This is a genomic window from Candidatus Zixiibacteriota bacterium, from assembly GCA_014728145.1.
In the GTDB taxonomy this organism is placed as follows: Bacteria; Zixibacteria; MSB-5A5; order JAABVY01; family JAABVY01; genus WJMC01.
Genome location: WJMC01000190.1, coordinates 1 through 16,115, shown reverse-complemented (window position 1 = coordinate 16,115; position 16,115 = coordinate 1). Strand labels below are relative to the sequence as shown.

Genomic DNA, 16,115 nt, shown 5'->3' with positions numbered 1-16,115 from the left:
TTCATAGATGAATTCGTTGTTTTCATCGAGCCGGATATAATAGGCGAAATCGGAAGCCAGCTCTGAGACCAGCCTGAAGCGTTTTTCACTCTGCCTGAGAGCTTCTTCAGTCTTCTTGAGTTCTGTGATATCGGTGTCGGTTCCGACCATCCTGACGACATTACCATCCTCGTCCGTGACTCTTTTACCACGCGCGAGGATCCAGCGGATCGTGCCGTCCTTGTGGATCATGCGGTGTTCGTGGATGAACTCATCGGTCTTGCCATCGAGATGCGCGCTTAAAGCCTTTTGGACCGCCTCGCTGTCATCAGGGTAGATCTGCTTTGACCAGGTTTCGAGATCATTGGGCATTTCGCTGTCGGAAAAACCGAGAATATCCTTCAGTCCCGGCTCGATATAGAAATGATCATGGGCCAAATCCCAGTCCCAGACTCCCACCCTGGCGGCCCGGGTGGCGATCTCGTAACGCTTCTCGTTTTCGAGCATCTTCCTGCGGGTTTGGTTATGTTCGGTCAGGTCAATTAACGATACAAACACCCGGGAGTGATCGTTGTTTTCCACTGACGGCAGGCTTACTCCGAGTTGCAGGTCGAGAGTCTTGCCTGATGGGGTTGCGAGCTTCAATTCTGACTGCCAGGAATTAATCCCGTCGTTGAGAACCGCAGCAATATCTAGTATAAAATCACGAGAATGGTCACCATCGGGAGCCTGCAGAAATCTCTCCAGTTCATCGGCATCCTTGACTTCCAATGTGGCCAGAGCGGATTGATTGACATTGATCAGTTTCAGCTCGGAAAGAACGCGTTTAAGCTTGTCCGGATTATTCCTGTAGTACGATTTTGCATCGCTGGCGCCGTTGCCTCTGAATGAGGCCATATGGTTACAGACATCGGTGAAGTCAATAACAGCCTGCATGACCGGAGACTGCTCGAACACAAAATGATAGTCCGTGCCGTTGGGCATTCTCTCGCTTTTGCCGGCCGGCTTCTTCAGGATGGTTTTATGGTTTCTTTTTTTTGCTGAGTCAGTTTTTACCCCGGTTATCCGATCAGCATCAGTCGCAACTGCCCTGTCCTCTACTGCCAGTCCGTTTTTAGAATTCTTCTTAGACATAAATGAGGCTCCTTGTACCAGTTATCGGTATAACTGAACCATATCTACAAAATAAATGTCGATTTAGATGCAGTTTGTCTTCGATGTTTGCCCTTATCATCGGATCTGACTCGATAGTAATAGTAATAAAATAATTTGCATTTGACAAGCACAACAATAAAAATATTTTGATTTAAGTTCCAATTTTGTCAGGGCGCACAGTCGCTGGCAGGTGCTCCGTGATCTGATCAGTATACAGACTATATTCAGGGCAGGGCTTTATGATCGACTATATCGATTCACTGGAAAGCATATCACCGCAAATGTTATCCGGTTTTTTTGAGGGCTGGCCCAAAAAACCGAGTCCCTCGAGACACTATGAAATCCTCTCAAATAGTGCTGAGATCGTGCTGGCGGTCGACTTTGAGAACCGCCGGGTGGTCGGCTTCATCAATGCCATCAGCGACGGTATCCTGTCAGCGTATATCCCGCTTCTGGAGGTCCTGCCCGAGTACCGCGGAAATGGAATCGGCCTAAATCTGGTGAAAAAGATGATGGCCAAACTGTCTGACTTGTATATGGTCGACCTGGTCTGCGACCGGGAACTGGAGAAGTTCTACGGCTTGCTCGGTTTCAAGCTGTATCACGCCATGATCTATCGTAATTTCAAGCGCCAGGACGGTAGCAGTCCCGATAAATAGTAAACCCTGACGCTTTCCCGAGGCTATAGGTTATTGAATTTGTTGGGTATGCTCGGCGCTCTATATCAATTAATCTGTTGACATAATGATAGATTTATTATAATTTTTAGATACACTCTTAATGCAGATGCCGGCATCTTTAATGATACTTCTTAAACCTGGGGGTGGGTTTTGGGGCGTATTCGCAATGACTCCGGAAAATCCGCCGGGACAGTCGGGCAAACAGTCGAGTTGGACAGGGATGACTCCCTTTCCTATGCCATTCTCGGTTATTACCGCACGACACCCGACGGTAAAATTCTGTCCGTCAACCGCGCGCTTTTAAAAATGCTCGGGTACGACAGTTTCGAAAAACTGGCTGATCGGGACATGGAAGAATGCGGCTACGAGCCGGATTATCCGCGGGACAAATTTAAGCAAAAGATAGAGGCCAATGGTTTTGTCGACGGCCTGCAGTCGGCTTGGCGGCGCAGAGACGGAAGCTTTTTGCATATTCGCGAAAACGCGTGGGTGGTTCGCGATGAAGATGGAAGAATACGTTATTACGAGGGTTTTGTCGAAGATATCAGTGAACAGGTCGAAATCTACGAAGCTCTGCAGGAGAGCGAGAAGCGTTTCCGCCTGCAATATAGAAACTCCCCGATTCCGATTTTTACTTTTCGCAGGATAAAAAACGATTTCGTGCTGATTGACTACAATCATGCCATGGAAGAGATGACCGCGGGAAGAGCCGAGGATTTTATCGGCCAGAAGACAAGCCAGCTTTTCAGGGGGCGCCCGATCGTTCAGGATGTGCTCGAAGAATGCTATCGGAGCGGACAAAAAAAACGCCACGAAATCGATTACGATATGCTCTCCACCGGGGAGCACAAACACCTGCAGGTCACTACTGTATTCATATCACCTGACTTGATCATGGTCCAGATTCAGGATGACACCGAACACGAAAAAGCGGCACGCGCCCTGCGAGAAAGCGAGGAGCGCTACCGGGTGATCAGCGAAGTCTCCAGCGACTACGCTTTTTGCCTAAAAGTCGACGACGAAGGCGGGATGTCGCTCGCGTGGGGAACCGATATCAGCAAGATCACCGGTTACGACCTCGAGGAATTGCGCGCGCACGGCGGATGGATGAGTATTGTTCATCCTGATGATTTGCCGATCAAGGAAAAGGAGGTAGCCAGCTTATTCGAGGGCAATCAATATGAATGCGAATATCGAATTATATGTAAAAATGGTTCGATCCGCTGGATCAATGCCTATGCCAGTCCTGTGATGCATCCGAAAACAGGCAAATTGATGAAGGTCTACGGTGCTTTAAAGGATGTGTCCCGGCGCAAGCGCTCCGAAGAAGCACTGACCGCAAGCGAGCGTCGCTATCGGCAGGTTATGGAAACCGCCACCGATATGGTTTCTACCCATTCTGCCACAGGAGAATACCTGTATGTATCGCCGGCCTGCAGGCAACTTCTGGGCTATGAGCCGGATGAGTTAATCGGTCACTCAGCATACGAATTCTTCCATCCTGATGATTTTGAAAAAATCCAGAACAGCCATCATACCATTCTCGAGAAGCCGGAAGCATTTCAGGTCCAGTACCGGATACGTAAAAAGGATGGCAGTTATATCTGGTTTGAGACGTCATCAAGCATGATGCGCGACGAGGAAAGTGGCGAGCCGCTCCAGATTACCGCTATCTCCCGCGATATATCCCATCGGAAAAGAATCGAGGAGGAATTGAGAGCGCGCGAAGAGCATTATCGCGCCATCTGGGAGAACTCGCCGATCGGGATAATTCTGGTCGACTGTGATTGTATCTGCGCCTATGCTAATCCGGCTATCTGCAGGCTTACGGGATACGATGAAGAGGAACTGGTTAACCGCGACCTGATAGGCTTGTTTGTACCCGCAGATAACAGGCAAGAGCATTATAATCGACTCTCCGAAGTATTCTCCGGCAATGCGGTTTCTCAGCCGAATGAGATCAATGTCAAAACCAAATCGGGCCAAGATATCTGCATCCGCTATCAAACCGACATGATAAATATCGATGGCGGGCCGCGGTTTTACGTCATTATGGCCGAAGATATCACTGAACAGAGAAAAGCCGAGTTGGAGCGGATTGAAACTGCTAACCGCTACAGAAAACTGGCCGACAGTATCACCGATATCTTCTATGCTATCGACCATGATTTCAATATTACCTACTGGAACAGAGCTTCCGAAGAGATAACCGGCATAGGCGCCGATCATGCTGTTGGAAAGAACCTCTTTGAACTATTTCCCAATCTCAAAAACTCAGAGATAGAAGCATTGTATATGAAAGCCATGCAAACTAAGTCAGCGATCAGTTCTGAGCCAGAGATTTCATACAGGGTCGATGGCAGAGATCATCATTTTCAGGTCAACGCCTATCCCACAGACGAGGGGCTGTCGATTTTCATCAGAGATATCACCGGCCAGAAAGAAGCCGATAAGATGATTACCAAGCGTACCCAGGAGCTTGAGTCACTGGCGGATAACGCTCCCGATTTGATTTTCCGCGTTGACACGACAAATCGTTTTACACTTGTGAACAGGCGTCTTTTGGATGTTTTCAACGGCGCACGCAGGACTTTCGAGGGACGCGCTCCCCGTGAAGCCGGGATCCCGCCGGAGCTGTGCGAAGTTTGGAATGCTTGCTTTGAAAAAGTCCGGCGAACAGGTATCAGCGAAGAGGTCGAGTTTACATACTGGTTTGAGGGGCAGAAGCATTACTTTCAGATGAGAGTGGTGCCGGAGTACTCCCCGGAGGGGGGTATCCACTCACTCTTGAGTATTGCCCGCGATGTCACCGCTGAACACGCTAAAAAAGAAGAGCTTCAAATCAGCCATGAGGAATTGAAAACCAAAAACATCGCACTCAGGGAAGTTCTCGACCATATCGAGGAAGAGAAACGTCAGGTGAAAAAGGATGTCGCTGAGAATATTGAAAAAGTTATCCTGCCGACAGTGCGTAAAATCATACGACCCGATGGAAAAATCGAGATGACTTACTACCAGATGCTCAACGATGCCCTCAACGAGATGGCTTCCACTGCCGGCGGACTATCGCAGTTATTCACGCGTTTATCACCCCGTGAAGTAGAGATCTGTAACCTGATTCGCAATGATTCCACGATTCAGGAGATCGCTGACACTCTGTTTATTTCAACTGCCACAGTCAAGAAGCATCGCGAACAGATTCGCCGTAAGTTGAACTTAACCAACAAGAAAGTCAACCTTGCCAGCTTTCTGAAAAGATTTTAGTGCGTATAGCACACTACGCTAATTATTCGCACTTTACACTCCTTGAAAAATTTTTATAAAATCACGATAATAAAGCATGAAAATAAGTGTGCCCGGATTGTGATTAGGGATAAATGAGGGGTATTGTCCCGCTTCCAGTTCGGGAGTTTTGATCCCGTTAAGACGTCGATGAAGGGGGCTCATCGATGTCTTCTTTTTCTGTACATCCGCATTATTACAGTTTGCCTTGAATCGTAACTAACTGCACAGAGACAGTTTTAGTCGGGAGAGTAGATGCCAGGAAAATCGGAATCGATAAAACCTCTCCGGGAGACATCTTACAAAAATCTTTTCACATCAGACAAATTGCCAAGCAGTTAAAGAAAAGACAGGCGCAGGGGGCTGGGAAAACGCCTGTCTCTTCGATAGAAAAAGAGCAATACAAAGCTTCTAATGCCACCATTTGTCAATGTTGACACACAGTGTTACCATCTTCCTTCAGCTAAGTTTTCGGAATCGGGATAATAATCTTTAGGGTAATTGCAAAGATGAGCAAATTTGAACCAGAATCAGGGGAGTTACCGCCTTAGTATAAAAAACTCCGACCACAGCCAATCATAACCGATAAAGTAATCAATCGAGTCTTACGATATTCTAAATGGAAGGTACTCAAGAGTAAAGGAGATAGTATGAGAATCACGCATCTTTTGAAGTTCATCGGAGCCGGCTTGCTGGCGCTGTCGCTTGTTTTGGCCTGTTCGAGCGGGGGAGGGGGTTCAACCGGCCCGGGCGGCAACTATTCATTTGTGGAGTTTGCTGATTTTACTGAAATCGCCAGGCAGATCGCCCCTCAGCCGTATGAGAATCCGGCTCAGTCCGGCGGTATGACCGCGCCCCTGGAGATAGATTCAATCTGGTTCGCTGGTGAGGAAGCGATCCTGAACAAGGTGCTGGGCGAGGAGCATTCGACTTCGCTGTTCAGCTACCTGGAGACATTCGACCAGACAATCATGGAGCTGGAAACAGTTCTGCAGGTCGATGATTCCGGCAACCTGCTGGCGGATTCCTCCTGGGTACAGGTCTATGATCTCAGTTCACCGACTACTATCCCATCTCAGGCACAGGCCGTGATCGGGACCTCGGTCGATCTCGAACAGTATGTCAACCTCGCTTTTCCGACTTCTGTCGATGGCCATGTTACCCAGATCGGCTTCACCCGCAACAGCCAGGAGGAAATCGTCCTGCTTTTCAACCACTGGCCACAGGGCGCATACGGCTATAACGAGAGATCATTTCTGTATTACGCCCGTCTGGATCTTTCAGATTCATCGATTGTGATCAAGGCAGTTGATTACAAAAGCGACGGCGATGAAGTCGCCAGCCACCTTCTGGATATTCACTCGGTCGACGATTCCGATTTTTCGTACCGTATGACCTGGCTCGCCAACAGTCTGCCGGAGCCTGACAGCACCATGCTGGGCTGTATTGTCGGGGGCGGGAATCGCAGTTCCGAGTTCGCTCTTAAATATCGCCAGAAAATTCCGGCGCACGCATCCGAATACGATACATCCTATGCTTCCGAACAGGTCTTTAATGCTGATTACTCCGAATCCACCAGCCTGATCAGCTCCTATGACCAGTTTGTGAACGACAACCTTATCATTCCGTATTCGGCTGTCCCGACGACGTTTATTCAAAGTCCATGGCAGGACTAAATAAATATTATCTAATAATTCAGCCGGGCTCATATGGGCCCGGTTTTTTTTACCCGCCAGTCGCCCTTAAAAAATAAGTGAAATACTTGACATTTTTAATATACCATCCGATAATAGAAACAGCATTCAACCCCGGTACGAAAGGAAATTGACATGAAAAACCGCCATGTATCAAAAATATATTCTCTCCTTTTGTTAACGCTTCTGTTAATAATATCTCAGGCTGGAAGTGCTCTCGGAGAGAACCAGATGGACACCTCCCTGGCGCCTGCCGAGATGCTCGATATAGCTGACCAGATATTTCATACCCGCGATTACCTTGAGGCTCGCGATCTCTATATCGAAACTGCCGAACATGCCGATCTGCACGGCGACAGTTCGGTTTTGACTGAGGCTGTGGCGATGATCGGCCGGACCTACCTGATCACCGGTAAACTGGCCGAATGTGATTTGCTTCTTAAGCGCGCAAAACGCACTGCCGACCCTGACAGCCCCCTGGGGTGGTCGCGTTACCTGGGTGTCAGGGGACGATTCGAGTGGCAGGAAAACAGGCTGGAAGATGCCCGGCAGACTTTTAACGAGATGTACGAGTACTGTCTCGCGAAGGGACTGCATGAACGGGCTATTGACGCTACCCACATGATGGCTATCGTTGAGGATCTGGAGGGACAGGTCAGGTGGGGGCTGAAAGGGATCAAGGCGGCTGAGAAGGGGCAGGTAACCCAATGGCTGGGACCGCTCTGGAACAATCTCGGAGCGACTTATGAGGATCTCGAAAACTACAATAAGGCGCTCGAGGCCTATAAAAAAGCGCGCGAATACCATTATGAACATGGCGATGAAACCAACCGCCTGATCGCCGACTGGGCGGTCGGTCATGCCTACCGGCTGAAAGGCGATTACCGCCAGGCCCGTAAATGGCTGGAACCGCTTCTCCAGTGGAGCGAACAGATAGGCAACCACGAGTTTTTCGGCTGGACCAACCGTGAGCTCGGGCTGATGGAACTGGATAACGGCAAATATATGCGGGCTGTGGAGTATCTGGTGCAGGCCAAAAATGGCCTAAAGCAGGCTGGTATGCCTGAATGGGATCCGGATGGTTACCGAGAACTTATCGATCTTTTGGTCGAAACCAAGATCAAGGCTGACAGGTAAGAGTATAAACTATTTTTCTTCTTCCACGTTTCAGCAGAATTGAATTACATGCCTTCAATTCTCTGCTAATAATAATTGATATTAAGATTATATATTATCCCGCAGTTCATCGGTTTTTAGTGTACTTTTAAGTGCTTGTTGTTTCTGGCTTTATAATGCAAGTTTGCTATACTGATGGAAAAGCGTTTGACTTGCGCGATCAAATCGCTAAATTTCAGCTTATATAAAATCAATCCAGGAAGGAGGATTAATGCAGGACAAGCTTCAGGAAACGATCGAGTATCTGAAAGCTAAAGGCGCATCCTACGCAGATATACGCTTCGTCCGCAACGAGGTGGAATCGATCAAAGTCACCAATGAGAATGTAGATACATTGTCGCGGACCTTAAACCATGGTTTCGGCATCCGGGTTTTAGCCGACGGCGCCTGGGGATTTGCTTCGTCTTCGACTGTGCGTGCGGCCGAGTTTCGCAAAATCGCCAACCAGGCGTTAAAGATTGCCAAGGCATCGGCAATTACCAAAAAAGAAGATGTCAGGCTGGATGAAGGTCAGGTATATGTTGACAAGTACCAGACTCCTTTCGAAACCGATCCGTTTAAAGTCCGTCTCTCACGCAAGATCAATATGCTGACCAAGATCAACCAGGCCCTGATGAAGAAGCCCGAAATCAAGATCGCCGAATCATCGATGGGCTTTTTTAAGACCCATAAGATCTTTGTCAACAGTGAAGGTTCTGTCATCGAACAGGAACTGCTCGAATCCGGCGCCGGTTATGCCGCGACCGCGGTCGAGGGCTCTGAAGTCCAGAGACGTTCCTTCCCGAATTCGCAGGGTGGAGATTATATGACCGGCGGTTTCGAGATTGTGGAAAATATGGGATTACAGAAGAACGCCGCCCGTGTGCGTGAGGAAGCGATTGAACTATTGTCCGCTCCTCCGCTTCCGGCCGGTGAAGCTGACATAATTATCGGCGCGTCCCAGATGGCCCTTCAGATACATGAATCCTGCGGCCATCCGACCGAACTCGACCGTGTGCTCGGAACAGAAATTTCGCTGGCGGGTGGATCGTTTATGACTATCGACAAGCTCAACAGCCTCAAGTATGGCTCGGATATCGTAAATATCGTGCATGATGCCACCTGTCCCGGCGGTTTGGGTACATTTGGCTACGATGACGAGGGTGTAAAGGCCCAGCGTATGCCCCTGATCGAAAACGGCAGGTTTGTCGGCTATCTCACCTCGCGCGAAACCGCGGGTGTGGTCGGGCAGAATTCCAACGGGTGTATGCGTGCCGATGGATTCAACCGCATCCCGCTGATCCGCATGACCAATATCAACCTCGAACCGGGCGAATGGGAGCTCGATGACCTGATCGCCGACACCGAGGGCGGTTTCTTCTTTGACACCAACAAGAGCTGGTCGATCGATGACAAGCGCTTGAATTTCCAGTTTGGTATGGAGGCGGCCCGCGAAATCAAAAACGGGAAACTCGGCAAGATGTACAAGAATCCGCTCTATACCGGCATCACACCGCAATTCTGGAATTCCTGCGATGCTATCTGCAACAAGAACCACTGGCATATCTGGGGTGTGGCCAATTGCGGCAAAGGTGAGCCGATGCAGGTCGCTCATGTCGCCCACGGCACCTCCCCGGCCCGATTCAGACAAGTACAGGTGGGGGTGAGTAAATGATTGGAAAAGACAAAATCTTTACGACCATAGAGAAAGTCATGGCACAGTCCAAAGCCGACCAGACAGAGGCGGTCTTTCTGGGATCCTCTACCGGGCTGACCCGTTTTGCCAATTCGTTTATTCATCAGAATGTGGCTGAAACCGTCAACCGAATCTATTTCCGGGTGGCAGTCGGCAAACAGCTGGGAGTGGCATCGACTACATCATTTTCCGTGACCGATTTGCGGAGGTGCATGAAAGCCGCCACCGAGATCGCCAAACGCCAGCGTGAAAACCCGCATTTCAGTGGGTTCCCAGGCGTCCAGCAGTATCCCGAGGTCCACACCTATGTCGAGAAAACCGCTCGCTTCTCGCCCAGGCAGAGGGCCAGCAAGCTGAAACGCATCTTCACCAAATCGATCAACAACGATCTCGACGCAGCCGGCGCGTTAACCACCGGCGAAGGTGAAATCGCTGTCTTGAATTCTAACGGCCTGCGTGCATATCAGCCGTTCACGACAGCCTCAGGTAATATCGTCATTATGGGCGAAGATTCCTCCGGTTATACTACCTTTACATCGCGTGATGTTGATGATTTAGATTTCGTCAAGCTTTCCAATACCGCCCTGAAAAAATGCAAGAAGTCGAAAAAGCCGACCGAGGTCGAACCCGGCAAATATGAAGTCATCCTGGAGCCGGCGGCGGTTGCCAACCTGCTCGAATGGCTCAACTTTATTGCTTTCGGATCGAAAGCCCTGCAGGAGGAAACTTCCTTTCTGGCGGGGCGTCTCGGAGACAAGATCATGGGCGACAACATTACCATCTACGACGATGCCCTGGAAACTGACGGCACACCGTTTCCATTCGACTGCGAAGGAATTCCAAAACAGCATGTCGATTTCATAAAAGATGGTGTCGCACGGGGAGTTGTCTATGATACCCTGAGTGGCAATAAAAGTGACAGGCAGTCGACCGGCCACGCGCTTCCGCCCGATGAGACGGGGCATGGCGCGATGCCTTTCAATGTCTATATCGCTTCAGGTCAAGCCTCCCTGGAGGATATGATCGCAAATGTCGAAAAAGGCATCCTGGTCACCCGTTTTCACTATATCAACGGATTTCTGGATACCCGCAGGGGACTGATGACCGGAATGACTCGTGACGGCACTTTCCTGATTAAAAACGGCAAGCTCAGTAAGGGGATAAAAAACCTCCGCTTTACTGACAGTATGCTGGATGTTTTCTCGAATGTCGCGGAGATTTCATCAGAGCGGGTTTCGATCCCCGGCTGGTGGGATGCGCTCGGCTGTAATACGGTGCCTGCCATGAGAATATCAGAATTCAACTTCTCCGGAAAAACCGACTTTTAGAATCTGAAATTGATATCAGGACCCCCCTTATGACAAGGGGGGTTTTTAATATTAATGAAACATTCTCAGTCTGAGTGCGTAGTTTAAGAGCGAATGGAGAGGACAATGAGAAACGGTCAACAAAAGATTTCTATTTCGGACGGAGTATTGACGATACTCGCTTTTTGCCTCGTTTTACTTGTTTCCCCTTCTCTTTCTGCGGAAAAATACGAAATTGTATCAATGGAACATTTCGATGTCCAGGAGCTTCGCATGGAGCCATTCGAGATGGTCGCAGACGGCCGAGTTGAATTGTCCATAATCGGTGCCCGCAATCGAGAGGCCGACCAGTTGTTTGCTCTGGGATGGATCCTGCAGGCTGACAGCCGTGAAGTGGTCTGGTCGATGAGCGAAGCCAGCACTCGCCGGATTCTGGGTGAAAAGAAACTGCGCAAATTCGAGGGCAGTATTTACCTCGAAAAGGGCCGTTATGAAGCATACTATTTCGCAGGAAACCCGTTGATCGCCCTGCAAAGTATGAAATTCGAGATCAAATTGGATGATGTCGGTGATGTCGCCGGTTATGTCGCCGGTCTTTTGGGCGATGAGTTCAGGGATAATCCCAATATTTACAGTGAGATGACCCGCCAGTACAGTTTTTCGATCAGCTCCAGCGCAAAAAATTTCAAGATGCTCGATTATGATCTTCCAGAATACGATCTCAGCTTTTTATCAATTGTGAAGCCCCGTAATTTGACTGATGAAAAACATGGTTTTGAAGTTCTGGAAAAGATTCCGGTCGAGATTTATGCTTTCGGTGAGTATTCGGAGGGCGATGATATCTTTGTGGATGGTTCCAAGCTGATCAACGCCCAAACGCGCGACATGGTCTGGGCGATGGAACGCTGGAATACCGACTGGCAGGGCGGAGCGATGAAGAACCGCTGTTTCCATGATGAAATCACGCTTCCTCCCGGTGAATATATCCTGCACTACTGGACAGACGATTCACATACTTTCGATGCCTGGAATGCCCCGCCACCCTATGATCCGTACTTTTACGGTGTGACTCTGGCATTGGCCGAGCCCGAGGATCAATCAAAAGTTCGCCCGACAGACATCGAGGAACGCAAACAGGTACTGGTCCAGATCTCCAAGGCCGGCAACAATGCCAATCTTTCACGGCCGTTTGAGCTTAAGCGGGATATACGCGCGATCGTCTATTCGCTTGGAGAAGGCAAAAAAGGCATAATGTATGACTACGGCTGGATCGAAAAAAGCGAAACAGGTGAAAAGATCTGGGTCATGCAGGAAGAAGAAACCGATCATGCCGGCGGTGCCAAGAAAAACCGTGTCTTCGATGGTGTCCTCGATCTTCCTCGGGGTGAATACCTGCTTCGCTATAAAAGTGACGGTTCGCATTCATTCAGGTCATGGAATGCCGCCCCGCCTTCCGATTCACGTCACTATGGTATCACTCTGTACACTTACGGTGCCGAGCAGAACGGCGATATTGTCGAGGTCGGTCCACTGAAGAACTTGAATCCCTCCGGGGCTCCCGGTGTACCCCAGTTTTTCTACCAGGGCGATGTACATGTATTTAACGAACAGATGCACGAGCTCAATATAGAGCTGGCTGAGCTTTACAAAGAAATGGCCGAGTTGCAGTACGACTACGAGAGTGAGATGGCAAAGCACGACCGGGATAATTTAGATGATATTCATGAACTCCGCGAAGAGTACAGCGAGGATCGCAAAGAGCTGACGGATGAAATCAAGAAGCTCAAGAAAAAGCTGGCGCAGAACAGAAACTATTCGGTGGTTGTAAATACACCTGAAGCTCCCCCCAAATCCAGCGTTCCTGCGCCTGAAGGTGATAACGCGAAATACATTGTGAAGTTGTGTATGCTCCCCGACAACACCCGGAAGGTCTCGACTTTCTCCCTGGATAAGCCGACTCGGGTACGAGTCTATGCCGCCGGTGAGGGTGTCGATGGGAAGATGTATGATTACGGCTGGATCGAAAACAAAAACACCGGCCAGATTATCTGGGAGATGACCTACCGGAAAACGGTTCATGCCGGTGGAGCCTCAAAAAACCGAATGGTCAATGATATTATATTGCTCGACAAGGGCACTTACGAAGCTCATTACGTTACCGATGATTCGCATTCATACAATAACTGGAACGCAGGTGCTCCCGCCGACCCGCAGAGCTGGGGAATCGCAATTATCTTAGAAGATGACGCAAACTAATCATTTCCTCCAAACATTTACGGATAGATCGAAAGCCCTTCCAAAATTATGGCAGGGCTTTTTTACAGGAATCTTTCGCGTAGAACCTCGGAAGCCTTTTGCACGGCCAGGGCGCGGTGTGAAATCCGGTTCTTCTGCTTCGGATCCATTTCAGCAAATGTGCAGTCATACTCTGGCAGATAGAATACCGGATCGTAGCCAAAACCCTTTTCACCACGGAGATCAGTGGTAATAAATCCTTCCACTCTTCCCTCGGCAAGTTCGATATCATCCGGTTTAAAGCAGATTGCGATCACGCAACGAAAGACCGCCTGGCGACGATCTGCTGGTACATCTTTAAGCTCTTGCAACAGCTTTTCGTTGTTATCACGGAAACTGCACCCGGGACCGGCGTAGCGAGCCGACATCACTCCCGGGGCACCATCCAAAGCCATAACCTCCAGCCCGGAATCATCGGCCATGGCAGGAAAGCCTGTGAAGGTATGGATCCCTCTCGCTTTCAATACAGCGTTATCTTCGAGCTTATCGCCGGTTTCCTCTATGTCGGGGAAATCCTGGAAGTCATTTTTGGTCAGAAGCTGTATTGGCAGGTTTTTGATGATCTGCGAAATCTCCCGGATCTTGTGTTCGTTGTTGGTAGCCAGTACAAGTTCGCGCATAACTAACCTCGCCTGCGTTTAATACTTGGTGATGTCGATTCTGATTACGTTCTGGATTTGGTCGCCGAGGAAATGACGGGCGACTTGGTGGAACCTTTCCGGGAAATCGGAAACATAGAATTTATGTTCGATCGAAGCGCTTTTCGGTTTCATTAAGTCCAGTTTGAGAAGTTGCTTGTATACGACCTGGGCGGTTTCCTCGGCCGAGTCGACTAAAACTATATTGTTGCCGAGAACCTTGTGGATTACTTCTTTTATTAGCGGATAATGCGTGCATCCCAGAATCAGGGTGTCGATTCCGTTGGTTTTAAACGATGAGAGGTAATCCTCTGCAATCAGGTAGGTCGCTTCCCTGTCGATGTAGCCCTCCTCGATCAGTGGAACAAAAAGCGGACAGGCCATGGAAAACACCTTGATCTTCGGATCCAGCCGATTGATTGTACGGGCATAGGAGTCCGATGAGATCGTGCCGGCGGTGCCGATAATGCCGATTTTGCCGTTTTTGGTGGCCTTGATGGCGGAGACAGCGCCCGGTTCAATTACACCGATCATCTCGACAATGTAATCAGAACGGATTTCATCCAGAGCCTGCGCGGAGGCGGTGTTGCATGCCACAACTACCAGTTTAACATCCTGCTCCAGCAGAAATTTGGTGTCCTGGCGGGAGAACTCGATAATGATATCCTTGGAACGGGGACCGTATGGATACCTGCCGGTGTCGCCGAAATAGATAACGTCTTCATCCGGCAACAGCTTGAAGATCTCCCGCGCGACTGTCAGGCCACCCAGGCCGGAGTCAAAAATCCCGATCGGTTGTGTCTGTTTGATTTCTGTCATCGGTCTGTTTTGTAGCTGTCAGGGCTGTATTTGTCAATAAAATTTTTAATTCCACGATAGATTCCCTCGGCCGCTTTCTGACGGAAGCTGTCCTTTTTCAACAGCGTCTCCTCGTGCTTATTGGATATAAACGCGACTTCGATCAGCACCGAGGGCATAAATACCTTGTTGAGCATAAAGAACCCGGCCTGGTCGATCCCGCGGTCGCGTGTCCTGAGCGATTTGATCATACTGTTTTGAATTTCTCCCGCCAGGGCCTGCGATTCTTCGAGGTATTCTGTCTGCAAAAGATCGTAGAGTATAAAACTGAGATCATCCAGGCTGTCAGGCTTATCAGGCTCCTTGCTGACCATGATCGAACGGTTTTCCAGCATGGCGGTCGCCCGCGCGGCATCGTTTAAAGCCGCCGCCAGAAAAAACGTCTGCGAACCCTTGGCTGACCTTTCGGTGAATGAATTGCAGTGCACCGAGATAAACAGGTCGCCCTCTGAAGTGTTGGCGATTGCCGCGCGTTCATCCAGAAGCAAAGTTGTATCAGCCTCGCGGGTTAGAATCACGTCGATACCCTGCTCCTTTTCAAACAGCTCTTTCAGTCGCAGGCTGATATCCAGGACGACATCCTTTTCCTTCAGGTCTTGCGGGCCGATAGCTCCGTCTTCTATGCCACCGTGGCCGGGATCGATCACGATCACATCGATCGGATCGAACTCTTCCTCGGTGAAGATCGTATCCAGGCTGGTATAGTCAAACATCGTGTCGATTATCATCACCTGAAGGCGCGGTGGATTCAATGCCAGGTTGTGGGTAATTTCGGTTATCTCACGCCGAAAACGGATCGACACCTGGGCGGAATTCTCGAATTGAAAAGCTCGAATCCTGCGCACCGCCCGGCTGTGGGGCAGATTAGAAATCCGCTTTTCGTTCAGTTTTCCACCCTGAAGCGTGACCTGAAGCCAGTTGCCTTCGGAACGCAGGACCTCGTATTCGAGTGGATGGGCCAGGTATATTTCACACAGGTAACCGTTGGAACGCGGTGAAAACTGCACATCCACGACATTGTGCTGGGGCTGACTGGCGCGGATTACCAGCAGTTTGTCGTCCCATACCAGGGTCAGGCGGGTCAGGTCGCCGAGAACCGCCACCGAAGTCATGGCCGGCAGATACAAATCGCCTTCGACATACAATGCCGGGTAGATCATGTTGCGCAATCGGCCGTTCAACAGCAGGTAATGTGAGAACAAAGGCACAGTCAGCCTGTCTGTCCCGGATGAAAGCAAAGCCTCGAAAGCCATCGGATCATAGGAAATATCGAGACCGAAAGCTTCCGAGATATCCATAAGCGAGAGGTAAACGACTTCCCCCTCGCGGATATGGCCGATCTGCTTGACATCCTGATCGTAGTGGTATTCCGCGCA

General features: G+C 49.6%; 11 protein-coding genes. 7 read left to right on the top strand and 4 right to left on the bottom strand.

Features of this window, described 5'->3' with window-relative positions; genetic code table 11:
• On the bottom strand, window positions 1-1,113 hold a 1,113-nt coding region (locus GF404_11115; protein ID MBD3382731.1), incomplete at its 3' end, for a PAS domain-containing protein.
• A gap of 263 nt (window positions 1,114-1,376) precedes the next feature.
• Between GF404_11115 and GF404_11110 the strand changes: the two genes are divergently transcribed.
• From GF404_11110 to GF404_11080, 7 genes are all read left to right on the top strand, one after another.
• On the top strand, window positions 1,377-1,793 hold the full coding sequence (locus tag GF404_11110; protein MBD3382730.1) for a GNAT family N-acetyltransferase: 417 nt from the start codon (window positions 1,377-1,379) through the stop codon (window positions 1,791-1,793).
• Window positions 1,794-1,964: 171 nt separating this feature from the next.
• Window positions 1,965-5,078, top strand: a complete 3,114-nt coding sequence (locus tag GF404_11105; protein MBD3382729.1) for a PAS domain S-box protein — start codon at window positions 1,965-1,967, stop codon at window positions 5,076-5,078.
• 668 nt (window positions 5,079-5,746) lie between these two features.
• On the top strand, window positions 5,747-6,772 hold the full coding sequence (locus GF404_11100; GenBank protein ID MBD3382728.1) for a hypothetical protein: 1,026 nt from the start codon (window positions 5,747-5,749) through the stop codon (window positions 6,770-6,772).
• A gap of 153 nt (window positions 6,773-6,925) precedes the next feature.
• Complete coding sequence (locus tag GF404_11095) at window positions 6,926-7,927, top strand: tetratricopeptide repeat protein (GenBank protein MBD3382727.1); 1,002 nt, start codon at window positions 6,926-6,928, stop codon at window positions 7,925-7,927.
• A 250-nt stretch (window positions 7,928-8,177) separates the two neighbouring features.
• Window positions 8,178-9,620, top strand: a complete 1,443-nt coding sequence (locus GF404_11090; GenBank protein ID MBD3382726.1) for a TldD/PmbA family protein — start codon at window positions 8,178-8,180, stop codon at window positions 9,618-9,620.
• Complete coding sequence (locus tag GF404_11085) at window positions 9,617-10,969, top strand: TldD/PmbA family protein (protein MBD3382725.1); 1,353 nt, start codon at window positions 9,617-9,619, stop codon at window positions 10,967-10,969. Before GF404_11090 ends, GF404_11085 begins: the two co-directional genes overlap by 4 nt.
• A gap of 105 nt (window positions 10,970-11,074) precedes the next feature.
• The gene (locus GF404_11080; GenBank protein MBD3382724.1) at window positions 11,075-13,204 is read left to right on the top strand and encodes a hypothetical protein; all 2,130 of its coding nucleotides are present in this window, start codon (window positions 11,075-11,077) and stop codon (window positions 13,202-13,204) included.
• Window positions 13,205-13,266: 62 nt separating this feature from the next.
• Here the strand turns inward: GF404_11080 and GF404_11075 are convergent, their stop codons facing one another.
• The 3 genes from GF404_11075 to GF404_11065 form a co-directional block, all read right to left on the bottom strand.
• Window positions 13,267-13,863, bottom strand: a complete 597-nt coding sequence (locus GF404_11075; GenBank protein MBD3382723.1) for an XTP/dITP diphosphatase — start codon at window positions 13,861-13,863, stop codon at window positions 13,267-13,269.
• A gap of 18 nt (window positions 13,864-13,881) precedes the next feature.
• On the bottom strand, window positions 13,882-14,700 hold the full coding sequence (locus GF404_11070; GenBank protein MBD3382722.1) for a glutamate racemase: 819 nt from the start codon (window positions 14,698-14,700) through the stop codon (window positions 13,882-13,884).
• On the bottom strand, window positions 14,697-16,115 hold a 1,419-nt coding region (locus GF404_11065; GenBank protein ID MBD3382721.1), incomplete at its 5' end, for a hypothetical protein. The genes GF404_11065 and GF404_11070, both read right to left, overlap by 4 nt.